Raw genomic sequence first — 24,842 nt, 5'->3', positions numbered from 1 at the left:
TTTCCCTCCCCTTAAAGACTGGCTCCTAGGCGCTTCCCCGGGCTACCAGCGTCATTATTTTATCTACCTCTTCTGGATTAGGCGCTACTACCTTTTTTCCAGACAAGTATTCGCCGAGCGCTTGGGCATAAATCCGTCCACTGGCATCGGGATTAAAATCAACTGATGTGAGGGGCGGATTAAAAAGTTGCCCTTCGGGGGCATTGCCTACCCCGATTACTGCGCAGTCATTGGGAACCATGCGACCACACATTCTTAGGGCTTGGATAACTTCCATTGCCAAGAAATCATTGTGACAGATAAACCCATCGATGCCAGGATTTTTAGAAAATAGTTGCACCAATTCTCCCGATAGGTTGGGAGAATTATATTCGGTGGTCAGCATAGTAGGGGTGGGACAACCTCCAAGAATACATCCTTGGAGTACCCCCGCATAGCGCAGTTGGTTTAGGTTTTCCAGCAGGGAGCTGGAAGAACAGAGGTAAACCAAATTGCGATGTCCCGAGGAAACCATTCGGGAAGCCATTGCCCGCCCGGATGCACCGTAGAGGGCAGCTACCACTGGATATAGGGGCGAATCGGTAGCGAAAATTGCTTTCTTTACCGGCGCTCCAAGCGCTTCTAGCTGGTTATTCTGTTCTTTACTAAAGGAAACTAGAGGAAGAATCGGACCGATTTCTTTCGAGGTTTCAGCCAGAAAGTCTAAGTCTATCTCGTCGCTTTTCAGGAGGATGGGAACCAGTTCAAACCCCATCTTGGCACTTTCAAACAACACCCGCAAAAGGGTAGTAACCAGTGGAGAACTGTGCGGCATCGGCGGCATTACAAACAGATATCTTTGGGTATCTGCCTGCGGATTCTTTGCCACTATTTCCCCTCCTTGCCAGAGTTCAAATCTTGAGCTTCTCTTGAACTCTTAGTTCATTAATCAATACTAGCCTATTTCCGCCAAGCAACCAGTGAAAAAGCGGGGCGGACGCTTTATTTTTGCGTCCGCCCCGCTATTGATGTTGAAAGAAATGATTTCTTAGCGTATTCCTGCCAAAAAATCAGCACTTTTCCGGCTAGTATTTAGGATTCTTGCCTTAAACGCTGCTCCAGATTTTCTTGCAATACATTCATGAAAGCATCGGTATCTAGCCAGGGTTGATCGGGCGCGATTAGGCAAGCTAAATCTTTGGTCATTTGTCCGCCCTCGACAGTAGAGATTACGACTTCTTCTATCGTCTTTGCGAAGTGGGTAACTTCCGGGGTGTTATCTAGGGTTCCGCGATGTGCCAAACCGCGCGTCCAGGCGTAGATTGAGGCAATCGGGTTGGTGGAGGTCTTTTCTCCTTGCTGGAAGCGCCGATAGTGGCGGGTTACGGTTCCGTGAGCAGCCTCGGCCTCCATAGTGCGTCCATCGGGGGTCATTAGTACCGAGGTCATTAGCCCTAGGGAACCAAATCCTTGCGCTACGGTATCGGATTGCACATCACCGTCATAGTTCTTGCAGGCCCAAATATATCCGCCTTCCCATTTAAGGGAAGAAGCCACCATGTCATCAATCAATCGGTGTTCATAGTGCAGGCCGACTTCCTCGTATTGCTCTTTGAATTCGCCGTCATAGACGTCGGCGAAAATATCCTTAAACTGCCCGTCATAGGCCTTCAAAATCGTATTCTTCGTGGACAGGTAGACTGGATACCCACGGAGCAGACCATAGCGGAAACAGGCGCGCGCAAAATCCTTGATTGACTCGTTAAAGTTATACATCCCCAGAGCCACTCCACCGCTGTCAGGATATTCAACCACGGTATGTTCAAGGGGCTGAGAGCCATCTTTAGGCTGGAAAGTAATGGTTAAGGTGCCAGCACCAGGAACCTTGAAATCGGTAGCTTTATATTGGTCGCCGAAAGCGTGGCGGGCAACTACGATAGGTTTTGTCCATCCGCCCACCAGTCGCGGCACATTAGCCATAATGATTGGTTCCCGGAAGATTACCCCACCCAGAATGTTGCGGATAGTTCCGTTCGGCGATTTCCACATTTTCCGCAAACCAAACTCTTTTACCCGGGCTTCATCGGGGGTAATGGTTGCACATTTAACCCCGACGCCATGTTCTTTAATCGCGTTTGCGGCATCGATAGTTATCTGATCACTGGTGGCATCCCGGTTTTCTACGCTCAAATCGTAATAGCGCAAATCCATATCTAAGTACGGAAGGAGTAGTTCATTTCGGATTTTCTGCCAAATAATCCGGGTCATTTCGTCGCCGTCAAGTTCCACAACCGGACCAGCTACTTTAATCTTTGCCATGAATAACTCCAAAATATCTCGTTTTAAGTCCTTTACATCAACTTTACTTGACATCGAGATAAATTGGTAACATCTGAATCTGCCAGTTATTAGGTGATGATTTAAATTAGCTGTATGCAAATCCAGATTGGCACCAGCCCCCCGGCTCAACCCACCCCCCTAATTTGGCTGGAGGCAGGGCTGGGAGGGTCTATGCAATCTTGGAATCTGACTTTTCCGATTCTTTGTCGCGCATTTTATTGCGCCCGCTCTACCCGCTCAACTATTTTGAATCCCGGTGAGAGTGAGAACGTAAGTTGGAGAAGTCTAGTAACCGAGATGCGCGAGGGCGGAGAAGAAACTGCGCTTCACCTTGGAGCCACATTCTCTAACCCCCTTCCAGTCATACTGGTTGGACATTCCTATGGAGCGATGTTGGTGCGCGTCTGGGCTGCGCAGATTCTCAAAAGTTCCAGTCCCTCCCGGATACGACCCGTGGGAATCGTCCAGATAGACCCCTCTTTTGAGGGCAATAACGAGGGCGCCGGGCCCCTTTATCAAAAGTTGGAACAAAAACTATTAACCTGGCTTTACCAGGGGGCAGCCCGCGAGCAACCCTCCTTTTATATGGCATGGAAAGATTTGCAAGAGATAGATTTGCTTGACGACCAACTTCCGCAATTGGTTATTTCTGCCGCCCATCGCAAAGGTGGAAAAACCTGGAAAGGTCTGAAAGCGTTTGCTCGTGCCATTGATGCCCGCCTGGTACGGGCAGATTCTTCCCGTCACCTATTGCAGGTGTTTGACCCAGTTACGGTCGCCAGCCAAATCATAGAGTTCACGGCGCAAATAGGTGCTGAAATGAACCGCAAAGCTGATTAACTACCACCACTTAGGGACGAGGCAACCCGTGTGAAACAGCAAGGGTGGGGACGTAGCCAGGCTACGTCCCCACCCCCATAACGGCTAGCTAATACTGCTAGTTAGCGTCATTTACCACTTGGCTCTCGCCCTCAATCTGCCGCGAGCCGCGTTGTACTGTAATTTTGCGCGGTTTAGCTTCTTCTGCCACCGGGATAACCAGCTTGAGCACCCCGTCCACATACTCGGCTTCAACTTGGTCAAGAGCCACCCCATTGCCCAAGGTGAGCTGGCGGGCGAAAGTACCGAAAGGACGTTCGTGGCTTAGCCACTGCGCTCCCTCTGGCGCTACCGCTAGCCGCTCGGCGCGAATAGTGAGGGTGCGGTCTTCGATATCAATATCTACACTGGCCGGATCTACCCCCGGTAAATCGAAAAGGGCAATAAATTGCTCACCATCTCGGTACAAATCTAGGGGCATGGCTGCCCGGGAGGGACCTTGACGCATAGCATCATCAAAAATTGCTTCCATCTGGCGGAATGGATCATACCTGCGAACCATGATTACTCCTTACCCCCACACAAGGCGGGAAATCTATTTACCGAGTATTTCTCGGCTTCACAACTCCCATTCTGGCACTCCTACCTTTTAAGTGCTAGACAATTATTCTGGAAGCGAAAACCTTAGCCGCATTGACTCAACTTTATACTTCTAACATTTTCCTATTTTTAACAAAACAAAAACAGCCCATGAACAGCAAAAACAGATTTCCACCCCCTCTATCTTCCCCCAGACAGAAAAACGCCGCCCCAAAGACGCCCTAAAAGTCAGCGCTACTGAGAAAATAAAGACATGAGCACGCGATACCTACCTTTATTTGTCTACGGAACCTTAAAACTCGGTTCTCGCGGCTTTGGCTCCAGTCTGAAGGCCGCGGTAACCGAATTCGCCCCGGCATATCTACGGGAAGCCTCCCTATACATCGGTGCGTCCTATCCAATGGCCATCCGCTCTATCGGCGGCACCGGAATCCACGGACAGATACTACTAATTGAGCAGCGCCTATTTGAAGAAACCCTAGAAGAACTCGACGAATACGAGGGCTACTTAGGTGAGGGCAACCCCGATAACATGTATATTCGCCAAACCGTGCGAGTAGAAGTATTCCCCGATGAAGAAAGCACCTGGGAAGGCCCCACTCAAGACGTTAAAGCCTATGTCTATATGGCTCCGCCAGAGTCTTTCCGTAACCATCGAGCCGAATTAGTGCTCTCCCCCAGTGGGGATTGGGAAAACCACGAAGAAGAATGGGAAGAGCTCTCCCCCTCCCTAGACGACTTCGACGACCCCAACTATGACGACCGATTTACAGAGGATTAACCCCCAGGATTAATCGGAGTAATCCCACGGCAGGTTAAACGCTAAACTACTTAGCTCCTTTAGCCCCTCCAGCTTGAGAGTTCCGGTACTGCATATCCACCTTTTGTTGGGAATCTTGAGCCGCCAAAAACCAGCGTCCATCAATCATTTGCCACCCCATAACTTGCAGCGAAGTACCTTTCTTATCTTTGATTAACACCGCTTTCACCTGGTCAATATCACCGGATTTCTCCAAAGAAAAAACCAAATCAGAAAGTTTAATAGTGGACTTCCCTTGCGCCCCGGCAAAGGCAGTATTCGCAGCTTTAGCGCATTCCTTAACGCTAACCTCGCCCTGGGATTGAGCATTATCCGATTGCGACTGGTTAATCGCCGCTACCAGTTCCCCACGCGCAGCCGGAGAACTAAGAGCACACAGAGATTGCGCATCCTTGTCTATTAGCGCTTGATAATAGGATTTCGCCCCCTGGATAGGAGAATCTGCTCCGACAACAGTAAAAATAGTCTGCAATATACCACTGGCGTAAACAGCAAACCCCACCACTAGCAACGTTAATATCGCACCCAAAACATAGAAAACACCCCTGCGCGAACGCGAACTAGACGGGGCATCCGTTTTCTTTACCGAAATCTTGGAAACATCAAAAGAGGCATTGGTTCCCACAGTTGAAAGATGTTCCGTATCTACCCGTCCACCAGCCTGATTACCCCACACTCGCTGAGCGTCTTCCCCAGCATCCTGCTGCTCGGTTGACTCGTCCTCGTGCCCCATCCCGAGAGGCAGGATTTGCGGAATCTGAAACTTTACAGCTCCATCGTCCGTGCCCTCCTCACCGCTACTATCAGTATCTTCGCGGGCAGAATCTAGCTTTTCACCCTGGGAGCTAAGAACACTGGAGCTTTCCTTAGTTTCCTCAGCGTTCATTCTCGGCGAAATCGCCCCCACCCCTACGGAGCTAATATCGGCAGCATCAAAGCTGCCAGCAGCTTTTTCTTCTTCATCTTTCCCAACAGACATGAGCTGATTCTACCGAGAATAGCCGCAATGGGCGCATCTGAACTACCCGAAAAGTCGCGCAGCTCACTAATAAGCGTTATGGTCTAAATAGAGACATAGCTACGCCAGCGAAGCATTTATGTCCAAACAAAACACAATAATTCAGTTACGTTAAAGGAAATGAGTATGGCTAACACGCAGAAGACTAAGAAAAATACCACCATCGTGCCCACTAGCGAAGAAGCTAAAGAGCTGATTCCAGAAAACAACGTAGCTGAGAATCAAGGACAGGGACTAACCACAGTTGCCGACCAAGTAGTGGCAAAAATAGCTGGTCTAGCCATCAAAGAAATTCCAGGGGTCTACGACCTAGGAAATTCCGCTGCCCGCGCGCTGGGAGCACTGCGCTCGAAAGTCGGAGCCTCCGAAAGTATCACTCAAGGAATCTCGGTTGAAATCGGGCAAACCCAAACCGCCCTAGACGTAGTACTAATTGTCGAATACCCCTACCCGGTACACGAAGTCGCCGATAAAGTGCGGGACGCTATTTTCTCTGCTATCGAGGGGCTGGTTGGTCTGGAAGTTACCGAAGTTAATATCAAAGTAACGGACGTACACGTACCCGATAGCGACGAAGAGGACGCAGACAAAGACAGTAAAGACCTCAAGTAATACCGCTAGAAAGGGAAGAAATGACAACCATAGCCGGTATTTTTAGTGGCGCCTTTCTAGCCTATATGGCAGTTGCCCACGGATTCTTTGGGTTCTTAGTTTCCATCTTATTTATGGCAATAGGTGCCATCATAGGTAGAGCAGCATCTGGCAAGCTAGATTTGAAAGGCGTTGGTGAAGCCCTAATCGGCAAGCACACCACTACCTCCGATTAACAAGGAGGAAACAAATGCAATCCGACCAGGAAGCAAGCAAATTCACCGGAATCACTACGGTGTGCGCCAAAGCTATCCAAACTATTGCGATAGCAGTCGTTACGCAACGCATTAGCGTTCCCAGGGAGCACATCAAAGTTAGCACCCATGATGACCGGGGATTATTGGGGATAGATATTTCCTGTCCCGTAAACTCCCAGGTTTTAGAAATCATAGCTAAAAATCCAGATACCTCGATATTTTCCCTAGCCGAGCAGGCAAGAGACGATATTGTCCAACGTATCAGCACCCTCGCAGGGCTAAAAGTAGGGCGGGTAAACCTACGGCTTTGCGGACTATACCGGCATCGGGAGGGGAGAAAGCTGAAATGAGCAATAAATCCAGAAAATCCCGCCTCCGGGTTCCCTACCTGGTGCGCCGGGAGACCCATTCGGCGCGAGCCCTGCTTAGCGTTAGCGTCGCATTTATTTTGATAGTGGCTTTGGGGTATTTAGTTACCGAGGGGGTATTGGCTTTATCTGGACAAAATCCGCTGATAGCTACCCCAGAAAATATCTGGAAGCAGTTCTATAGCAATCTAAACAATGATTCAAGATTAGTCCCGATAACCGTAGGAGCATTATTGACTCTCTGTGGGGCACTACTGCTAATAAAATCGGTGTTACCCGGGGCTTTAAGTAAACACGCCCTCAACGATAATCGCGTTGCCTACGTAGTTGATGATGCGGTTATTGCCTCAGGAGTTTCCCGTTTAGTACGAGAAAAAATAGGTCTGCCCCAAGGAGCGGTAAGTACTGCCGTGAGCAAGCACCGTTCCTTGAGCACAATCACGCCCAACACCGGACAAGAGATTAACCAAAAGGAAATCCACGATTTCACAACCGAAAAAGTTACTTCCTGGAATTTACATCCGAGGCTAACAGCCCGCATCAAAATAAACACAGAGGGCAGGTTAGAAAAGTGAAGAAATTACCTCGCGCCCTCAACCGGATTCTATTGTTTATTCTGGGGCTATTATCGTTAGCCGGCGGAATTCTAATGATTGCGACACCGCTGTCAGCGAAAATCCGTACCCAGGTTCTCTACTACGGCGAGCGCCTTCAGACGCTTTTTACGTCTCTAAACCATAGGTCACGATTCCAAATACAGGGCTGGGAAAGCTCTGGGTTACAGGTAGGGACGCTAGCGATTGCAGTAATCGTTATCGTCGCTTTGCTAATCTGGATATTTGTTCAAGGGGGCGGCAAGATTCGTTCCCTTGCCCTAAATAAAATCGGTAAAGATACCCAAAAACAGGGTGAAATTACTGCCGAACTAGGGCTTATTAGGGACATTATAGAGGACGAAGTTTCAGCTAGCCGCTGGATTTCCTCAATGAAAATACAGTCTTGGGAAGTCAAGAAACGGCCGGGGCTATTAGTAACCGCAGCGGTATACAAGGGGGCAAACCCGCAGGAAATAAAGACGGAGCTTGATAAAGCTATCACAAAGCTCGATCAAGTTTTAGGAATAAAAATGCCGGTTTTAGTGCGCGTAAGCACCAATTGGCGAAGCAATATCGGATCTGCCAATCGCGTGGATTCATAAACAAATTAAAGGAGAAGAAAATGAGTTTAGAAGACAAGATTCAGAACAGCGCCGAAGATCTAGGTGGCAAAGCCAAAGAACTAGCCGGGGACGTTAGCGGTGATAAAGACCTTAAAGCCGAAGGCAAGGCCGACCAGGTAGGCGCGCAAATCAAAGACAAAGTTTCCGAATTTACTGATAAAGCTAAAGACGTGGCCGAAGAAGCCGGCGCTAACCTGAAGGCTGCTGCCGAAAAAATCAAGGAAGGTTTCTCTTCCGACAAGTAACGCCCCTTTCCCTTTTGTGATTTAATGCCGAAAGGTTAGGGCGGAAAATAGGGCTAAAATCGGGAGGCAAATGCCTCCCGATTTTTTTATATCCTCACCTGAACAGATAAAACTCCAACCAGTCCCCACTTCTAAGCCTGCCTCCCTCAAAGAAAGGAAGTCACGCCCTCGCCAATAGCAGGGTAAGCACCCCTAATCTAAATCACTGGGAAGAACCTTGGTTTCCTCCCCGATACGCATATCAGCAATTTTCCCGGCAGCGCGTAGCTCTTTTAAGCGGGGAACTATCCGCTTATAGATTCCCCACGGATCAATGGTGTTCAAATATATGCGAGTACCGCCCTCAAATCCTGCCAAAGTCGAAATCCGCCATTTCAGCAAGATTCTCCAACGCATCGGAGTGGAAATCGAAAGTGGACGGTGATACCACTCTTCATTACAGGGAACGTCGGCTCCGGTAGCGGCGTGAACGGCCTGCAATATATCGGAGACCGCCCGCATTTTCCGCTCTCCCACATCCCACGGATTACCCGCCTGACCCAAAGGCCAAACCGCAATCGTGGGATAACGATGCCCTACCCCCGCCATGGCTATCGCATCCTCGTTTTGTGCCAATATCAAGCCGCGAGTAGCCCGAATTTTCAAAATAGTATGGTAAATATCAGGTTCTTTACGCACCCGTTCGCGTTCTTGAGAAATTTGCACCGGATATTCGTCAATCGCCACCAGCTGCTTGTGAAGATGATCGAAACTAGCACCCGCCGGTTTTAACCAGTTTTGGAAAGTCGCCACATATTTTACTGCCGGATTCAAATCGTAGAGGTCGCGAAGCGTCCGGGCAGTGTAGGCAGTATAGGCATAATGCTCATCGGGGGTAAGCGTGCCCGCCGAAGCCAGTTGGGAAGAATCAGTAGCACCGGGAACGAAATGACGATTAGCCACAATCAAATCATGCCCGCCAGAAAAGAATGAGCTAGCTTGTCCGAGCATCTCCGATTCATTCAAAGCATCAATCTCAGCATCCTCCATGCCGTATTGATGGAGTTTGGCACGCACTACCCGCAAAATATGGTCATATCCAGTTCGGGTAGAAAGGTATTCAGCCATATGCTGACGTTGCCTATCGGAGGGCTCGTGACCATAGTTTAAATTCCAGTATTGATAGGAAACAATCTCAAATAGGTTCGGAATCCGGCGAAAATCTGCCGGATATTTATCCAGTTCTTCGGCACTAAGCCCCTCTAAGATACGAAAACTCTCGGCGGTAACAGTTTTGGAGGGCGGCAGTTCGCCACTGCTCAAAATTACTCGAGATTTTTCCGGCGGGGTCTCTAGGTAGCGATCAGAACAGAAAGCACAGGTACAGGTATAGTCTTTGGCAGTAATCGGAGTCGGGTTAATCTGTGGCTTCGCTAGCGGGCGATGTCCGCGCCCCGGAACTGTCCAAACCTGAGTTCCAGTTAATTGGTTGCGTTGTTTGACAGTTCCATCTGCCAGTTTCACTAGGGCGCGTGCGGCTTCTGCTTCCTCTTTTGCCATACTTCCACCCTAGTTGCTGACGGATATTTTTGGGTTACTACGAGCGCGTGTAAGTAAGATGCTAAAAAAGACGGGTAGCTGGTTTATAGTGAGCGTCAGGGAGGGAAGTTGATTAAATATTTAGGATCGAAGCGGAATCTGGTTCCCGCCTTAGGGACTATTGCCCAGGCTGCACAGGCTAAAACTGCTCTCGATTTATTTTCGGGTACCACCCGAGTTGCTCAAGAATTCAAGCGGCGCGGGATTTTCACCACTGCCACCGACCTTGCTTCTTATAGTTACCAATTGGCTCGCACCTATATAGAAACAGATTCCGACCTGGTCGATTATGATTCTTTGCAGCAACATTTAACGACTATGAGCGCTCTGAAAGGAAAAGAAGGATATTTCACCGAAACATTTTGCCGACAGGCCCGTTTTTTTCAGCCTGCTAACGGTATGCGCATTGATGCCTGCCGCGACTATCTGATGGATTTGGAGGACAGTCCCCTATTCCCGATTTTGCTCACTTCCCTAATAGAGGCAGCCGACCGGGTGGATTCGACTACCGGAGTACAAATGGCATATCTAAAACAGTGGGCTGCGCGCTCCTATAATCCCCTAGAACTGCGGATACCACAATTACTTAGCGGGAAAGGACAGGCTTTACAAGGCGATGCCCTAAAGCTGGTTAATCAGGTTGCCCCCGTCGATCTCGCCTACCTCGACCCTCCCTATAATCAGCATCGTTACTTCACCAACTACCATATTTGGGAAACTCTGGTACGCTGGGACGCTCCCCAGACCTATGGGGTAGCCTGTAAACGCATAGATGCCCGCGGAGACGAGCATCGCTCTGTCTTTAATTCTAAACGCACCATGGCGACCAGCTTCTTTTCCCTCTTGTCACAGGTTAAGGCAAAGACCCTGGTAGTTTCCTACAATGATGAAGCCTGGATAAACGAGGACGAAATGATTAGCGCTATTAAAGAGGCAGGGTTTGCCCAGGTTAAAAAGTTTGGTTTTTCCCAGCGGCGTTACGTGGGGGCAAAGATAGGAATCTATAATTCGCGGGGAAAGAAAGTTGGAAAACCGGGGGCTGCCCACAATACAGAAAATGTCTTTATTGGAGGTAGCGCAGCGGTATTAGCGCGCATCAGCCAGGCTTTAGAGAAATGCTAGACCTGCCTATTACCGACAAACGCTAGCGACCGTCCTATTAGGACGCTAGTACTGTACCCAGCCTTTTGCTTGCTGAGATAACTGCTGTAGTAAAGATAGGGCTTCTGTTGCCCGCTCTGCCGGTACCATCAAGTGATCATGATGTAAACCGGATAATACGTTACAGGGAATTGATTGACTGGCTAGTTGCGAGGCGACAGTGAAAGTCAGACCAGTTTCTTCTAAGGAAACATCACATTCCAAAGTGATACGGCGATAAATCTTTTTACCCTCGGATACTCCCGCAGCTTTCGCTTGCTCTAGGGGAACGATTACAGTGAGTCCTTCTTCCTCTTTTATCTGTGCAAACGGCTCTAAACCCGCAGGTAGACCATCGCGAGCCGACAAGAACACATACTTGCCATACAGATGCGGATGGAGCTTAGACAACGCCAAATCAAAGTCAGAATACGAACTCATGGTTTTACGGTATGAGCCTTGGGGATATCCGTGCTCGCTAGTCTCACCTATCGGTCGGATAGCTAACAACCAAACAGATTATTGTTAGCACATTCTCTGATAGACACTCATTACCGCCCTAGCTACTGCCGAGGGCGCCTCCAAGGGAACCAAATGCCCCGCCCGCGGCACCGACACCACCCGAGTACCTAGCGCCTTAGCCATGGCTTCCGCCTGAGCCGCAGTAGAGTTAGTGTCTTGTTCCCCCCGCACTACCATTGCCGGAATCTGTGCTCTCTCCAAGGTTTCCAAGCGACCGGGACGGGTAGCTAAAGCCCGCTGCGCCCAAGAAATCGCCTCCCCAGAAGTTTCATTAATCCACTTTTCCATCAGCTGTGGGATTTTGGGGAAATCTGCAACAGTTTCTTTCGCTAGCATAGTGGGAATCCCCTGCACCAGCTGAGAGTGCGCTCTGCCTACCAGGGCAGAAATTGCTATCTCGGTACGTGCTGCCCGCGCCTGAGGAGTGTCAATATCAGCTTTCGTACCCACTAGCACCACCCCGCCTACCAGACGCGGATGACGCTCAATCATGGCTTGCGCGGTATATCCCCCCATAGAATTACCACAGACCAGTATTTTTTCTGCGCCCTCAGCGCGCACCGCCTGCGCTACATAATCGGCATAAATCTCCAAGGAAGGGGAATTCACCGGCACCGGAGAGTGCCCAAATCCAGGCGGGTCAATCGCGATTACCGGAACCCCCTCGAAACGGCGAGCTACCCCCTCCCACATTCGATGATCATAGGGAAAAGCCGCCAATAGGACTATCGCCGGAGTGCTCCCCATTCTTTGCGCATCCCGCGTAAAAATCGCCACATCCATACCTATATTTTTGCACAGCCACTCGCCTAGCTTGAGATAAATCGGCGTAAGAGTAGCGATTAGCTTTTGAACGTAAACTCCCTATCGCCCTCAAGCTTAGCTAAAAGCCACGTTCAAAGCAGAAACGATGCCAATGACGGCGCTGTTCAAGACCAGAGCGCTCCCCAAAAAGGGAATCGGTACGCCACGCTACCACATGCGCCTGCCCGATATTTATCTGCTGATTACACCCCGGACACAAGTAAACCTTTCGCGCCTGCGAAAGATACTGCACCTGATATTCACCATCGGTGCGAGAAACCGAGCGGGGCATCGAAGCCAAAGAATCCATCCTTAAGGGACGATGCTCGCCCCAGGGACGTTTACGGGAACGTCTGGTCACTTAAAAAACCACAACTCCCCGTTTGTAGACCCGCATAGGATTCAAATCGGCATCGGTAACTAGCAAATCTGCTGACTTTCCGGGCGCGATTTCTCCCAACTGGTCATCACCTAGAACTTTTGCCCCCTGATAGGAGGCACAATAAACGGCATCGACCAGAGGGATTCCAGCTTGATGCGCTATCTTGACCTGTTGGATTAGATGAGAAGTTCCCCCTGCCTGGCAGTTAGAATCGGCTGCCAAAGTCGCCAGCCCATCTTTTACTTCGACCGTTTGTCCCCCCAAAAGATAGCGTCCATCTCCCAATCCGGTTCCCGCCATCGCGTCAGTGACAAACACAATCTGTTCGCGTCCTACCAATTCATATACGTTGCGAATCAGGGAGGGAGCTAGCTGTTTTCCATCACAAATAAGCTCTACAATTACGCCTCCACCAGCAGCGTCAGCTAAAATCTCGGGGATTGGCCCGGGGTGTAGAGGCTGCATCGGGGGCATCGAGTTAAACAAATGGGTAACGGTGGCATGAGGACAGCGCGCTCTGGCGGAATGAGCCAGCATTTGCCGAATCTCAATCAGGGCTTCACGCATCTTTTCCGAATTGGTATCGGTATGACCAAAGGAGGGGACAGCGCCTCCCGCAATCAAAGTGTCGGCGACCCCAGATGCTCCCATAGCATAGGGCTTTTCCGGAGCAAAAGTCATAGACACCGCATAGCCGCGACTGGCTATCAGCAACTCGCGCACCAACGGCGCATTGGGAGCCTGAATATGGCTAGGGTCGTGCGCCCCGCAGTTTCCCTGGGCGATAAAGGGACCTTCAAAATGGATTCCCGCCAGTTTCCCAGCCGCGCACATTCCTGCCAACATTTCCGCTTTTTCCCGCAGAACCATCGGAGAATGGGTCACCAGCGAAGCTACCAGAGAAGTAGTGCCCCAGCGTAAATGCTCGGATATAGCCCGCAGGGCTTGTTCTTCAGTTTGAGCATCTGGGAACGATACCCCTTGCCCTCCATGGCAATGAACATCAATCAAGCCGGGCAGCAAATAGCGGTCATCACTGGGAGAAGTGGCAGCCAAAACCTCATCCCCAAATCCAGCGGCTTTTGCGTCAGGAGCTTCACCTACCCAAACAATGGCATCCCCAGAAATTACCACCGCCCCATCGGTAATGATTTTTCTAGAGGTAACAACTCTTCCCCGTAACGCAAAAACTTCAGTCATAACTGCAATACTCCAGCCCGGTCAAGTGTTAATCGCAATGCTTAAAACAGGCGCGATTCCGCGTCATCTACCCCTCGCATACTATCGTAATCCAAGGTAAGACAGCGAATTCCTCTATCTTCCGCCAGAGTTCTAGCCTGAGGTTTAATCACCTGCGCGGCAAAAATGCCGCGCACTTCCGGCATTAGCGGGTCACGAGAAAGCAAATCTAAGTAACGAGTGAGCTGTTCCACCCCATCAATCTCACCGCGACGTTTAACTTCAATGGCGACATGGTTAAGCTCCGGATCGAAAACCATTAAATCCACCGGACCTACCGGAGTGGGATACTCGCGCCTGATTAGCTCCCAGCCCGAACCTAAGATTTCGGGGATTTGCGCTGCCAGTAACTCTTGCAAATGCGCCTCTACCCCATCCTTTTGCAACCCGGGATCAAGTCCCAAATCACGGCTAGTTTCCGAGAATATCTCTCCGATTCTTAGTTTTAGCTGATCGCCGGTTTTTGCCGACTGCACGAGCCAAACCTGCTGTACTCCTGCCGCTTCGTCCTCGGAATTAACCTGGAGTTGCTCGATACTGGCTGGACCGGCCATCCAGTTAAGGGGCTTATAAGAACCGCCATCACAGTGAATGAGCACCGAAGAATCGGCTTTTACCATAATCAATCGCGGAGCCATCGGCAAAAAAGAGCTGAGACGACCGCTGTATTCAACAGAGCAATTAGCGAAAAGTACGCGCATGGGAATCTATTCTAAGGGATTGGAATCTACTACCAAGATTCTGGTATCTCGCGTGGAGGGGCAGCTTCAGCCCAAGAGACCAAACCCGCATGGTCGTCCTCGGATAGGAAAAGCCAAAAATGCTGAAAATCTACACTAACCGAAACCGCCACATTGCGAACCCCATTTTTTGACAGGTAGTTATGAACCTTGCCCAGTTTAACCTGTCTGCGCGACCAAGATTTATCAGGACGAAGAAACAGTCCCGCTGCCTTGTACCAGTTTAAGGATTCGGACTCGTAAACGGCGCACCCCTCACTCCAACCAGAGGTTACATCCGGACGATACGAACACAAAAAGGCTCCTTGCCGGCGCAGATGGTTCATCCGCCACAAGAAAAAGGCAGCCATTAAAGCCAGCAAAACTGCAATCAGTAAAATGATTAACAGGAAAACTTTTAGCGCCGTCATGTCCTAACTATAAGCCTTAAAAATGATTATTTTCGGTTTATAGTCCATCAACGATAATAGTCACCTGGTCTTGGTCTACAGATACAAACCCCGGAACCACCTCAAACACTTGGGCATCGGGATCGTTTTCTTTCTTGCCAACCTTAACCTGCCCCTTGCCAATGGTAGCTAAAAGAGGCTGATGACCTGCCATAATCCCGATTGAGCCTTCGGTAGTGGGCAGGGAGACAAAGCCTGCATGCCCACTAAACAGCTCCCCAGAGCGGGTAACTAACCGAACCGAAAGCGCGCTCATTAGGCAGATTCCTTCTGAATCTTCGCCCAATTGCGTTCCAAATCTTCGATACCACCGATATTGAAGAACGCCTGTTCTGGAACTTGATCGTATTGACCTTCGCAGATACGTTTAAATGCCTCAATGGTTTCAGCCAGCGGAACCGTAGAGCCAGCAACCCCGGTGAATTTCTCGGCCATATAGGTGTTCTGGGACAGGAACTGTTGGATCCGGCGTGCCCGGTTCACGGTGAGCTTGTCTTCTTCGGAAAGCTCATCCATGCCTAGAATCGCGATAATGTCTTGCAGTTCTTTGTTCTTTTGCAGAATCGACTTTACCTTGGTGGCAACCTGGTAATGCTCTTCACCCACATAAGTGGGATCTAAGATACGCGAGGTAGAAGCCAAAGGATCAACCGCCGGATACAGACCACGGGAAGCAATATCACGCGAAAGCTCGGTAGTGGCATCGAGGTGCGCGAAAGTAGTCGCCGGAGCGGGGTCGGTGTAGTCGTCAGCCGGTACGTAAATCGCCTGCAGCGAGGTAATCGAGTGTCCCGCAACCGAAGTAATGCGTTCTTGGAGTAGACCCATTTCATCGGCCAAGTTCGGCTGGTAGCCTACGGCCGAAGGCATATGACCCAGCAGAGTGGATACCTCTGAGCCAGCCTGGGTGAAACGGAAAATGTTGTCGATAAACAGCAGCACGTCCTGATGCTGCACATCGCGGAAGTATTCCGCCATGGTTAGACCGGTTAGCGGAATACGCAGACGAGTCCCCGGAGGCTCATCCATCTGTCCGAATACCAGTGCGGTCTTATCAAAAACTCCCGCCTCGTCCATTTCGTGAATCAGGTCGTTACCCTCACGGGTACGCTCGCCCACGCCAGCAAATACGGCCACACCGCCGTGATCTTGGGCAACGCGCTGAATCATTTCCTGAATCAACACGGTCTTGCCTACGCCTGCCCCACCGAACAAACCGATCTTGCCACCCAGTACATAGGGGGTGAGCAGGTCAATAACTTTAATCCCAGTTTCAAACATCTGGGTTTTGGATTCCAGCTGGTCAAAAGGAGGGGGATCACGATGGATCGGCCAGCGCTCTTTTACCTCTAGGGTTTCCCCTTCTTTCAGGTTCAAGCATTCACCAGTAACGTTAAATACGTGTCCCTTGGTAACGTCACCTACGGGGACTGAAATGGGAGCCCCGGTATCGGTAACTTCTTGTCCCCGAACCAGCCCGTCGGTGGGCTTTAACGCTAGACAACGAACTACGTCGTCGCCTAGGAACTGTGCCACCTCTAAGGTAAGTTTATGGGCGGGAGTGTCCTCGTCCACCTGAATCATGGTTTCCAGAGCGTTATACATCTCGGGAAGATGATCTGGCGGGAACTCCACGTCCACAATCGAGCCGATCACCTGGGAAACCCGTCCCACGCCCGTAGTCCGTTCGGTATCACTCATTAGAGTCTCCTTATTTCTTTGTTTCCTCTAGCGACCAGCGGCCAGGGCTTCTGCCCCACCGACGATCTCTGTTATTTCAGTAGTAATTTCAGCCTGACGTGCATTATTCGCCAGACGAGTATAACGCTCAATCATGTCCTGAGCGTTGTCATTTGCGGTATGCATAGCGGTTTGTCTGCTGGCCAGCTCACTGGCAGCTGCCTGTAAAAGAGCAGACCGAATCCGCGAACGCACATACATGGGTAGAACCTGTTGTACCACTGCCTCAGGATTGGGTTCGAACTGATAAAGAGGTGGAACGGGCCCGGTAGGTTTCCCAAGATTAATGTCCATCTCTTTAGCTTGTTCAGGGGTTACTACCTCTAGAGGTAGCATTTTGCGCACCTGGGGAATCTGACTAACCATATTTACGTAGCGAGTAAAGACAATATAGACCTCGCAAACGCTGTTGGTCGGATCTTCACCCAAAAAGTCTGTGGTTAAGGTATCAGCTATTTCATATGACTGTTCAATGGTAGGGGAATCCGAGTTACCCGTCCAAGATTTTTCTACCGCAATCCCGCGGAAACGAAAATAGCTCTCTGCTTTGCGCCCATAGCTGTAAAGAATTGGCTCCTTGCCCTCTTCTTTTAGCTCGCTAACCAGTTTTTCGGTTTCCCGCAGAATCGAAGCTGAATAGGCACCCGCCAAACCGCGGTCAGAGGTTACGCACATTATCGCAACCCGCTTGGTATCGGTACGTTCTTTAGTGACGGGATGATCAAACTTCGAGTGCGCAGCCAAGGCAGTCAAGGCCTGGGTAATCGCGGAATCAAAAGGAGCCGCTTGGGTGGCTGCTTTCCGCGCCTTACCAATACGGGAAGCCGCAATGAGCTCCATCGCATGAAAAACTTTACCTAAAGTCTCAGTAGCGTTAATCTTCTGCTTGTATATCCGTTGCTTACCGCTCAAGGTTATTCCTTTTTACTGCTACCGGTTGAAGCACCAAGAACCAATTTTTCCTGACCGCGTTCTACTTCAGTTTCCTCTTCAGCTAGATTAACTTCTGCGCCTACCAAACCCTGGTCAGATAGGAAACCACTGCGGAATTTCTCTACCCCAGCCTTAAGTTCCTGCTCGGTTTCACTGTCAAAGAGACCAGTCTGTTTAATTTTAGCGGGAACACCAGTATGGGAATGCAAGTATTCAAGCATTTCGGTCTCGAAACGATGCACATCCTTAACTTCGATATCGTCCATATAGCCGTTAGTGCCTGCCCAAATAGAGCAAACCTGATCTTCGACCTCAAAAGGAGTAGCCTGAGGCTGCCGCAGCAGTTCCATCAGCCGCGCACCCCGAGTGAGCTGCCGCTTAGTGGTGGCATCTAAATCGGAAGCGAACATCGCGAAAGCCTGCATATCCCGGTACTGCGCCAAAGTAATCTTCAAAGTACCGGAGACTTTCTTCATCGCCTTGACCTGCGCGTCGCCGCCTACCCGGGAAACTGAAATACCTACATCCACGGCCGGACGCTGGTTAGAGTTGAACAGGTCAGACTGCAAGAAAATCTGCCCATCGGTAATCGAAATAACGTTGGTAGGAATATAGGCCGACACATCATTGTCTTTGGTTTCAATCAAAGGCAATCCGGTCATCGAGCCTCCACCCAGTTCATCAGAAAGCTTGGCGCAGCGTTCTAGGAGACGAGAGTGCAGGTAGAACACGTCACCGGGGTAGGCTTCGCGCCCCGGCGGACGGCGTAGCAATAGGGAAACGCTACGATAGGCTTCAGCTTGCTTGGAAAGATCGTCAAAAATGATGAGGACGTGCTTACCCTGGTACATCCAGTGCTGACCGATAGCGGAACCGGTGTAGGGTGCCAGATACTTAAAGCCGGCGGAATCAGAAGCCGGAGCTGCCACGATAGTGGTGTACTCCATCGCGCCAGCCGCTTCGAGCTGCCCACGGACGCTGGCAATAGTAGAACCTTTTTGTCCGATAGCCACGTAAATACAACGAACCTGCTTGTTCGGGTCTCCACTTTCCCAGTTCTTACGTTGATTTAGAACCGCATCAATCGCAATGGCAGTTTTTCCGGTTTGGCGATCCCCAATAATCAATTGGCGCTGGCCACGCCCAATCGGAATCATGGTGTCGATGGCTTTCAGACCGGTCTGCAAAGGCTCGTGAACCGATTTACGCATCATTACCCCCGGAGCCTGTAGCTCCAAGACACGGCGTCCTTCCAGATTGGAGATTTCCCCCATGCCATCAAGAGGACGTCCCATGGGATCGACCACACGCCCTAGATAACCATCACCAACCGGCACAGATAGCACTTCCCCAGTGCGACGTACTGGTTGTCCCTCCTCGATACCAGAGAAATCTCCCAAAACAATCGCGCCAATAACCCTATCTTCCAGGTTCATGGCTAAACCGGTAGTGCCATCTGCGAATTTCAGCAGCTCGTTTGCCATTACTCCCGGGAGACCCTCAATACGGGCAATCCCGTCCGCTGCCATTACCACGTGTCCTACTTCTTCTTCAGTAGAACGTGTCGGCTCGTAGGAGCTAACGAAATCCGCCAGAGCCTCGCGAATCTTTTCCGGTTGGATTTGAAGTTCAGCCATGAATCTGCCTTTTCTTAACGTTCCGGTCTTTAACCGACCAATTTCTGTTTAGTTTTATTAATAATCGTAGCCAGGGAGCCGTCAAAAACTTGGGAACCAACCCTAACTTTTATGCCACCTATCAGCGAAGGAAGCACGCTAACTTGTAAATAGATATCTTTGCCGTATCGCTGAGACAAGATTTTTTGCAAGCGCTCTGCTTGGCTCGGTTGCAACGGGGTCGCGACCTGTACGGTTGCCACCAGTTTATCCGCCGCCTTTGCCAACTCCCGCCGCAGATGCCGCAGGGCAGAGGTCAAGGAAGTCACTTCCTCGATGTTACGTTGCCGATTAACCGCCTTTATTACCCGCGATATTAAGCAGAAAGCCGGTTGAGAAAGCTTATCCCCAAGCAGCTGCTTTAAAAGACGAATACGATTATCTGCGTCTCGGTTACGATCAGATAAAGCTGAGCGAACATCGGGGTTATTGCGGACAAACTGCTCGAAAGCGAAAATCTCATCCGCTAAGGCTATAGCCTTCTCATCTTGCATTGCTCCCAAGCGCACCGCATGAAACCCCAAGTTTTCAAAAACACTCGCAATTTCATCTTGCCTAGAAAGCGTGGTTACAGCGACTTGAGCAGCCTCTTTTACCTCGGAAGAGAGCTGGGGAGCCACCGCCGATAACAGAGCCGTTTTGTCATCGACACTTCGAGACGGATCGGTGAGCGCAGCTGCCAGTCGCGCGGAGGATTGAACCAAATCAGAAAGGTTGAACCACTGATTTGCCCAGTTGTAAGTAGTCTCGCTATTGGGACTGTGCGCTTGAGCAAGAGAGTTTTCTGCCTGTTCAAGAGCTGCTCTACTGGAGGCACGCATTAGTTACTAACACTTTCTTTTTCCGACGAGACTGCTAACTGATCTAAGAAACGATCAACTACCCGAGCCGATAGCTCCCTATCTGTCAATTGCTCACCAACGATTTTCTCTGCTAGTTCACTGGCAAGTAATCCCACTTCGGTTTTTAGGGATATTTCAGCTGCTTGACGGTTAGCTTCTACCTGCCGGTTAGCATTGAGACTGATTCGCTCGGCTTCTTGCTCGGCTTGTTCTTTTGCCTTTGCAATTATCCGGCTCGCATTCGCGTGCGCATCTTCACGAATCTGGGCAGCTTCTTCATGAGCTGCCTGTATTTCTCGTTGGGCTTTAGAATCAGCCTCGGCTATTTCCCTTTTAGCCTTGTCAGCCATTTCTAAACCGGTACGGATAGTGTCGGCCCGTTCCTCAGTGAGCTGCCGGTACTTTGGGTATACGAATTTTAAAACCACCAAGAAAAAAATGGCAATGATGATGGCAGACCAGATTACTTCCGGTAATGCCGGCAGCAGAATGCTGTGTTCTTCACCGCCCGAGGCTGCCTGTATCATCTGTAACATTTAATCCGCCCTCTATTTGAACAGGAAGCCGGCAACCAAACCGATTAGAGCTAGTGCTTCTACGAAAGCAATACCAATAAACATATTGGTGGTGAGACGACCACCCAGCTCTGGCTGCCGTGCCATAGATTCTTGGGTTTTGCCAATCAAAATCCCGATACCAATGCCAGGTCCTAGGGTGGCCAGACCATATCCGATAGTAGCTAGAACGCCCAAACTCATAATATTTTCTCTTTCTTTTCTTGTTTTCCCCGTATCCAGTTCGCTTTGATACGGAAGTCTTTTAATGTGCTGGGTGAACCGAAAGGTTCACGTATACCGATGACAAAATCGCAAAAATATACGCCTGTAAGAACGCCACCAATATCTCAAAAGCGGTACAGGCAATTGCGGCTACAAAGGTAACTAAAGAAATAATCTTCATTCCGCCGCTGGCCCACAATAAGAAGTAGTTAGTGGCCAGAATGGTCAGAGCTAACAAAATATGTCCCGCAACCATATTGGCCAAAAGCCGCACAAACAAGGTAAAAGGCCGAATAATGAACGTGGAAATAAACTCGATTGGAGTTAGTAACACATACAGAACTTTGGGAACATTCGGGGGAAAGAGGGAGGATTTCATGAAGCCCCCAAAGCCCTGCGCCCCAATTCCGGCAGCCACAAAAAGTACCCAAGAAAACAGTGCCAATATCAAGGGAACTCCGGCCACAGATGAACCCGCGATGTTAAGCCCCGGAATCACTCCCGCTATGTTCATGAACAACACCGTGAAAAAGATTGCGGTGATAATCCCGTTATAGCGACGTGCATATTCCTTGCCCATAATGGCTTCCGAAATGCTTTCGCGACAAAAATCCAAAAGATATTCCATCGATGACTGCGCCGTACCTGGAACCAACTTTGCCCGACGCACATAAAGGAAAGAAACCAGCAAAAACAGGGTCAGCATTACCAGACGCACCAACACAATCCGGTTCAGTTCAAAGGGAGTACCGGCAAACGCAATCACCGGGGGGAAGAATTCATCAATGGTAGGTGCCTCGAAACCGCTTTGCGGTATCAGGGTGGTTAGCCCACTGAGCATTGGTGACACTGTCTGTTCCCTTCATTTCTGCCACGCGATTGAAACCTGTGTTTCAGGCTCTATTCTAACGCCTTAGTTTTACTTCAAGAACCCGCTCTAGAATATCTAATGATTAACTTAACATAGGACTTGCGTCCCCGAGAACTTGGGTTTTCTTTATGAAGATTTTAGCTTCACTAGATTCTCCCGATAATTAACCTATTGGATTTTGATACCACTGCGGCTTCACCAATAGTGGTTAGTAAAATCGCGATTACCAGAACCAAGAAAATCGTAGGGTTATCCACCTGGGATATAGGTCGCAGCGCCGCCACTGCCACCAAAACTATGAGCAGTTTCACTAAATAAGCCCCAAATACATAGGTTGTAGTGCGCAAAGGATTACGTAAAACCAGCTGATTGGCACCAATACCAATCGCCGCAACTACCCACATAATCGCCAATGCGCAAACCGCCCCCAAAACTCCGGAAAAACCTCGTATTAGACCCGCCGGCGGAATCGCCACCACCGTCAAAAAAGCCAAAATGATAACCACCGCACGATTGCCTTTACGAATTGCCAAGCGCGCCCCATAGCGATTTTCAATCGCAGAAGAAGTAGCTACCTGGTCTTTTGTAGCTGCCAGTTTTACGGGTTTGCCCCGCTTTACCGTTACCTCTCTGTCAGAACCGCACGATGCGTCCTCTTTCATAACTCGTCCTTTTCTAGTAAGTGACGTGGATAAGAGCCCGTAAAATAATAGCTACGCAAACCTGGCAAATAAGAAATGGTGACCAGCAGACAAAGCACTCCCCCTCCCACAGCCAGCAACAGCTCGGGCAGCCAGTTCAGTTTCAATAGACAAACCGCGAGCAGCGAAAAGTATAGTGCCCAAAGATACATCACCAGAACTGCACGCCGATGGGAGTGCCCCATTTTTAATAGACGATGATGTAAATGCTGACTATCAGGCTTAATAGGGGTGTCTCCTCGACCTACGCGACGAATTACTGCCATGATGGTGTCCAGGAATGGCAAAATTAATACGGCAACTGGTAAAAGCAAGGGAATCGCGGCCGGTAAGAACTGGGAGCCACCGATAGAGGCGGGGTCAATTTGCCCGGTAACCACGATGAACATACAGGAAATAGTGAGCCCCAGCAGCATAGAACCCGAATCCCCCATAAAGATGGTGGCGGGATGGAAATTTGAAAATAGAAATCCAAGACAAACCCCCACGATTACTATCCCAATCATGGCAGCAAAAGAGGCATAGCTTTGGGCATTGGTAAGACGAATTAAAAGATAAGAGTAGACAAAGAATGCTCCGGCTCCAATCAAGGTGATTCCGGCTGCAAGCCCGTCAAGACCATCTACAAAATTTACGGCATTGATTGCAAACACGATTATCAACACCGTAACCATTATCGACATCCGAGTAGACGGGATAGTGATACCAAAAACTGGGAAAGATATGACTTGAATACCCTGCCAAGCCACGGCAGTGGCAATCAGGATTTGTCCCGATAGTTTAGTCCACCAGGTTAAATCGTAAATATCATCCACCACGCCCAAAATGGTTATAGCGAGTGAACCAAAAATCAATGCCCAGACTTGCGGGTCAGCATAAAACTGCGAAAAATAGGGCATTTGCCGAGAAATCAAAAATGCTCCCACCATCCCCAAAAGCATTGCAATTCCCCCTAAACGGGGGGTCGGAACGGTGTGGACATCACGTTCACGAACCGGAGTTACCACATGGAGGGCTAGGGAAATGCGACGCACTATTGGGGTCGCTAAGAAAGTAATCGCCATCGCAATTACTCCCAGCAACAGATAGGCTTTCACGGTTCCTCCCTAGTCATTGGCTACTTTTCCAGCTACTGCCTTTAGCTCATCGACCCCAATCGCCCCCATACGCAGCAACCAGTAGTCGCCTCCTATAACTTTAATGATGGTTGAGGGTTTCCCAATCGGGCTTTTCCCAGCATCTACATAATCTGCGACTTTATCCCCGAAATAGTCTCGTGCTTGGGTTGCCGATTGCGCCGGGGAACAGCCATGTAAGTTAGCGGAAGTAACCGCGAGCGGTCCGGTTACCTCCATTAATTCCAAGAGATCTTTTTGATTTGGCTGCCGGATTGCTACCGTACCTCCAGTTATCCCCAAATCTAACGATAAATCTTCGCGAGCAATGATCACAATAGTGAGCGCTCCAGGCCAGAAGCTATTCATAAATTTTTTAGCTAGAGGAGGTATCTCGGGGACTAAAGATTCTACTTGCGAAATACCGCTAACTAATACCGGGGAGGGGAAGTCGCGCCCTCTGCCTTTAGCGGTTAGCAATTTATCAACCGCAGAGGACGAAAAGGGGTCAGCCGCAATTCCATATACGGTGTCGGTGGGTACCACCAGCAGTTTCCCGGATTTAATCTGGGTGTTTAGGTGGGCAATATCTTTATTATTTAGCGGAGTGCGCATACCTGCATACTAGCGTTTTTGCTGCGTTCACGCGCGTAGGTTACTACCGCAGTACCCAGCCAAATACACAGCAAAGAGCTTCCAGTGAGCCAAATATCGCGCTGCCCTCCGGTCTTCGCTAAGTCCGGAGGACTAGCCGGGATAGAGGGAGCAGAATCGGGGGCGTTTTCTGGAGGTTTACTACTTTGACTTGCTGGTTCTGTATTTTGAGGAGTCTGGGTAGGAGCAGACGAAATACTTGCTGGCGGGGCAGAACTACTAATGGGTTTATCGATAGGGGCTTCCTTAAAACTCAAGGAAGCGTTGGGGGTAGGGTCTACGGCAAAAGCAGAGGACGTGAAAACTATAGGGAGGAAAGCCGCAGCTGCTACCGCTACTGCCGAACGCTGCCACGACCTCATTGACTACTCTTTCTCCCATTTGCCAGCCACTTTAGTTAAAAGATTAGCATTATCTCAGG

At 49.8% G+C, this 24,842-nt stretch carries 32 protein-coding genes; 9 read left to right on the top strand and 23 right to left on the bottom strand.

What is annotated here, in order from left to right:
• Positions 1-25: 25 nt before the first annotated feature.
• A complete protein-coding gene (locus QZT94_RS05435; protein ID WP_072509212.1) occupies positions 26-868 on the bottom strand; it encodes a substrate-binding domain-containing protein in 843 nt (280 codons plus the stop codon).
• A 203-nt stretch (positions 869-1,071) separates the two neighbouring features.
• Entirely contained in the window at positions 1,072-2,298 is a 1,227-nt protein-coding gene (locus tag QZT94_RS05430; protein ID WP_296762961.1) for an NADP-dependent isocitrate dehydrogenase, read from the bottom strand.
• A 192-nt stretch (positions 2,299-2,490) separates the two neighbouring features.
• Here QZT94_RS05430 and QZT94_RS05425 point away from each other — a divergent pair, with 192 nt between their 5' ends.
• Positions 2,491-3,159 (top strand): hypothetical protein, encoded by a 669-nt coding sequence (locus tag QZT94_RS05425; RefSeq protein WP_296762959.1) that lies wholly within the window; start codon positions 2,491-2,493, stop codon positions 3,157-3,159.
• 97 nt (positions 3,160-3,256) lie between these two features.
• On the opposite strand, the gene QZT94_RS05420 is transcribed toward QZT94_RS05425, so the two are convergent.
• The gene (locus QZT94_RS05420) at positions 3,257-3,700 is read right to left on the bottom strand and encodes an Hsp20/alpha crystallin family protein (RefSeq protein ID WP_072509209.1); all 444 of its coding nucleotides are present in this window, start codon (positions 3,698-3,700) and stop codon (positions 3,257-3,259) included.
• Between the two features lie 291 nt (positions 3,701-3,991).
• On the opposite strand from QZT94_RS05420, the gene QZT94_RS05415 reads away from it, so the two are divergent.
• Positions 3,992-4,519 carry a gamma-glutamylcyclotransferase family protein gene (locus tag QZT94_RS05415; protein ID WP_072509208.1) on the top strand — a complete coding sequence of 176 codons (528 nt, stop codon included), beginning with the start codon at positions 3,992-3,994 and terminating at the stop codon, positions 4,517-4,519.
• A 46-nt stretch (positions 4,520-4,565) separates the two neighbouring features.
• On the opposite strand, the gene QZT94_RS05410 is transcribed toward QZT94_RS05415, so the two are convergent.
• Positions 4,566-5,537, bottom strand: coding sequence for a hypothetical protein (locus QZT94_RS05410; RefSeq protein ID WP_296762953.1), 972 nt, complete (start codon positions 5,535-5,537; stop codon positions 4,566-4,568).
• Between the two features lie 165 nt (positions 5,538-5,702).
• Between QZT94_RS05410 and QZT94_RS05405 the strand changes: the two genes are divergently transcribed.
• Genes QZT94_RS05405 through QZT94_RS05380 form a run of 6 tightly spaced genes read left to right on the top strand, consistent with a single transcriptional unit; the run spans position 5,703 to position 8,256 of the window.
• Positions 5,703-6,188, top strand: a complete 486-nt coding sequence (locus QZT94_RS05405; RefSeq protein ID WP_072509206.1) for an Asp23/Gls24 family envelope stress response protein — start codon at positions 5,703-5,705, stop codon at positions 6,186-6,188.
• 20 nt (positions 6,189-6,208) lie between these two features.
• Positions 6,209-6,403: a hypothetical protein gene (locus QZT94_RS05400; RefSeq protein WP_072509205.1), complete on the top strand. Its 195-nt coding sequence runs from the start codon at positions 6,209-6,211 to the stop codon at positions 6,401-6,403.
• A gap of 14 nt (positions 6,404-6,417) precedes the next feature.
• On the top strand, positions 6,418-6,774 hold the full coding sequence (locus QZT94_RS05395) for a hypothetical protein (protein WP_270626694.1): 357 nt from the start codon (positions 6,418-6,420) through the stop codon (positions 6,772-6,774).
• The gene (locus tag QZT94_RS05390; protein WP_296762950.1) at positions 6,771-7,367 is read left to right on the top strand and encodes a hypothetical protein; all 597 of its coding nucleotides are present in this window, start codon (positions 6,771-6,773) and stop codon (positions 7,365-7,367) included. Before QZT94_RS05395 ends, QZT94_RS05390 begins: the two co-directional genes overlap by 4 nt.
• The gene (locus QZT94_RS05385) at positions 7,364-7,990 is read left to right on the top strand and encodes a hypothetical protein (protein ID WP_072509202.1); all 627 of its coding nucleotides are present in this window, start codon (positions 7,364-7,366) and stop codon (positions 7,988-7,990) included. Before QZT94_RS05390 ends, QZT94_RS05385 begins: the two co-directional genes overlap by 4 nt.
• A 20-nt stretch (positions 7,991-8,010) precedes the next feature.
• A complete protein-coding gene (locus QZT94_RS05380) occupies positions 8,011-8,256 on the top strand; it encodes a CsbD family protein (RefSeq protein WP_072509201.1) in 246 nt (81 codons plus the stop codon).
• Between the two features lie 192 nt (positions 8,257-8,448).
• Here QZT94_RS05380 and QZT94_RS05375 read toward each other — a convergent pair whose 3' ends face one another.
• Complete coding sequence (locus QZT94_RS05375; protein WP_296762946.1) at positions 8,449-9,795, bottom strand: DUF4921 family protein; 1,347 nt, start codon at positions 9,793-9,795, stop codon at positions 8,449-8,451.
• Between the two features lie 108 nt (positions 9,796-9,903).
• Here QZT94_RS05375 and QZT94_RS05370 point away from each other — a divergent pair, with 108 nt between their 5' ends.
• Entirely contained in the window at positions 9,904-10,956 is a 1,053-nt protein-coding gene (locus tag QZT94_RS05370) for a DNA adenine methylase (protein WP_296762944.1), read from the top strand.
• A 45-nt stretch (positions 10,957-11,001) separates the two neighbouring features.
• Here the strand turns inward: QZT94_RS05370 and QZT94_RS05365 are convergent, their stop codons facing one another.
• From QZT94_RS05365 to QZT94_RS05280, 18 genes are all read right to left on the bottom strand, one after another.
• The gene (locus tag QZT94_RS05365) at positions 11,002-11,415 is read right to left on the bottom strand and encodes an ACT domain-containing protein (RefSeq protein ID WP_072509198.1); all 414 of its coding nucleotides are present in this window, start codon (positions 11,413-11,415) and stop codon (positions 11,002-11,004) included.
• 84 nt (positions 11,416-11,499) lie between these two features.
• Complete coding sequence (locus QZT94_RS05360) at positions 11,500-12,273, bottom strand: alpha/beta hydrolase (RefSeq protein ID WP_296762941.1); 774 nt, start codon at positions 12,271-12,273, stop codon at positions 11,500-11,502.
• 106 nt (positions 12,274-12,379) lie between these two features.
• Positions 12,380-12,661, bottom strand: coding sequence for an ATP/GTP-binding protein (locus QZT94_RS05355; RefSeq protein ID WP_296762939.1), 282 nt, complete (start codon positions 12,659-12,661; stop codon positions 12,380-12,382).
• Positions 12,662-13,882, bottom strand: a complete 1,221-nt coding sequence (locus tag QZT94_RS05350; RefSeq protein WP_296762937.1) for an amidohydrolase family protein — start codon at positions 13,880-13,882, stop codon at positions 12,662-12,664.
• Positions 13,883-13,923: 41 nt separating this feature from the next.
• A complete protein-coding gene (gene nucS, locus QZT94_RS05345) occupies positions 13,924-14,622 on the bottom strand; it encodes an endonuclease NucS (RefSeq protein WP_072509196.1) in 699 nt (232 codons plus the stop codon).
• Between the two features lie 29 nt (positions 14,623-14,651).
• Positions 14,652-15,071: a DUF2550 family protein gene (locus QZT94_RS05340; protein ID WP_072509195.1), complete on the bottom strand. Its 420-nt coding sequence runs from the start codon at positions 15,069-15,071 to the stop codon at positions 14,652-14,654.
• A 37-nt stretch (positions 15,072-15,108) separates the two neighbouring features.
• Positions 15,109-15,366 (bottom strand): hypothetical protein, encoded by a 258-nt coding sequence (locus QZT94_RS05335; protein ID WP_296762934.1) that lies wholly within the window; start codon positions 15,364-15,366, stop codon positions 15,109-15,111.
• Positions 15,366-16,811, bottom strand: a complete 1,446-nt coding sequence (gene atpD / locus QZT94_RS05330; protein ID WP_296773253.1) for a F0F1 ATP synthase subunit beta — start codon at positions 16,809-16,811, stop codon at positions 15,366-15,368. Before atpD ends, QZT94_RS05335 begins: the two co-directional genes overlap by 1 nt.
• 27 nt (positions 16,812-16,838) lie before the next feature.
• On the bottom strand, positions 16,839-17,762 hold the full coding sequence (locus tag QZT94_RS05325) for a F0F1 ATP synthase subunit gamma (RefSeq protein WP_072509192.1): 924 nt from the start codon (positions 17,760-17,762) through the stop codon (positions 16,839-16,841).
• 2 nt (positions 17,763-17,764) lie between these two features.
• Complete coding sequence (gene atpA / locus QZT94_RS05320) at positions 17,765-19,420, bottom strand: F0F1 ATP synthase subunit alpha (RefSeq protein ID WP_072509191.1); 1,656 nt, start codon at positions 19,418-19,420, stop codon at positions 17,765-17,767.
• Positions 19,421-19,449: 29 nt separating this feature from the next.
• Positions 19,450-20,280: a F0F1 ATP synthase subunit delta gene (locus QZT94_RS05315; RefSeq protein WP_296762930.1), complete on the bottom strand. Its 831-nt coding sequence runs from the start codon at positions 20,278-20,280 to the stop codon at positions 19,450-19,452.
• Positions 20,280-20,837, bottom strand: a complete 558-nt coding sequence (locus QZT94_RS05310; RefSeq protein WP_072509189.1) for a F0F1 ATP synthase subunit B — start codon at positions 20,835-20,837, stop codon at positions 20,280-20,282. Before QZT94_RS05310 ends, QZT94_RS05315 begins: the two co-directional genes overlap by 1 nt.
• 12 nt (positions 20,838-20,849) lie before the next feature.
• A complete protein-coding gene (gene atpE / locus QZT94_RS05305; RefSeq protein WP_072509188.1) occupies positions 20,850-21,059 on the bottom strand; it encodes an ATP synthase F0 subunit C in 210 nt (69 codons plus the stop codon).
• 61 nt (positions 21,060-21,120) lie between these two features.
• A complete protein-coding gene (atpB, locus tag QZT94_RS05300) occupies positions 21,121-21,921 on the bottom strand; it encodes a F0F1 ATP synthase subunit A (RefSeq protein ID WP_072509187.1) in 801 nt (266 codons plus the stop codon).
• Positions 21,922-22,097: 176 nt separating this feature from the next.
• Complete coding sequence (locus QZT94_RS05295) at positions 22,098-22,613, bottom strand: hypothetical protein (protein WP_072509186.1); 516 nt, start codon at positions 22,611-22,613, stop codon at positions 22,098-22,100.
• The gene (locus tag QZT94_RS05290) at positions 22,610-23,749 is read right to left on the bottom strand and encodes an MraY family glycosyltransferase (RefSeq protein ID WP_296762927.1); all 1,140 of its coding nucleotides are present in this window, start codon (positions 23,747-23,749) and stop codon (positions 22,610-22,612) included. Before QZT94_RS05290 ends, QZT94_RS05295 begins: the two co-directional genes overlap by 4 nt.
• Positions 23,750-23,758: 9 nt before the next feature.
• Positions 23,759-24,382 carry an L-threonylcarbamoyladenylate synthase gene (locus QZT94_RS05285; RefSeq protein WP_296762925.1) on the bottom strand — a complete coding sequence of 208 codons (624 nt, stop codon included), beginning with the start codon at positions 24,380-24,382 and terminating at the stop codon, positions 23,759-23,761.
• Positions 24,367-24,783 carry a hypothetical protein gene (locus tag QZT94_RS05280; protein WP_270626712.1) on the bottom strand — a complete coding sequence of 139 codons (417 nt, stop codon included), beginning with the start codon at positions 24,781-24,783 and terminating at the stop codon, positions 24,367-24,369. Before QZT94_RS05280 ends, QZT94_RS05285 begins: the two co-directional genes overlap by 16 nt.
• Between the last annotated feature and the right edge of the window lie 59 nt (positions 24,784-24,842).

Origin of the sequence: Varibaculum sp., assembly GCF_008661855.1 — a bacterium.
Lineage (GTDB): Bacteria > Actinomycetota > Actinomycetes > Actinomycetales > Actinomycetaceae > Varibaculum > Varibaculum timonense_A.
Note: the sequence above shows the minus strand (reverse complement) of the source record. Positions and strands in the feature narration are given on the sequence as shown.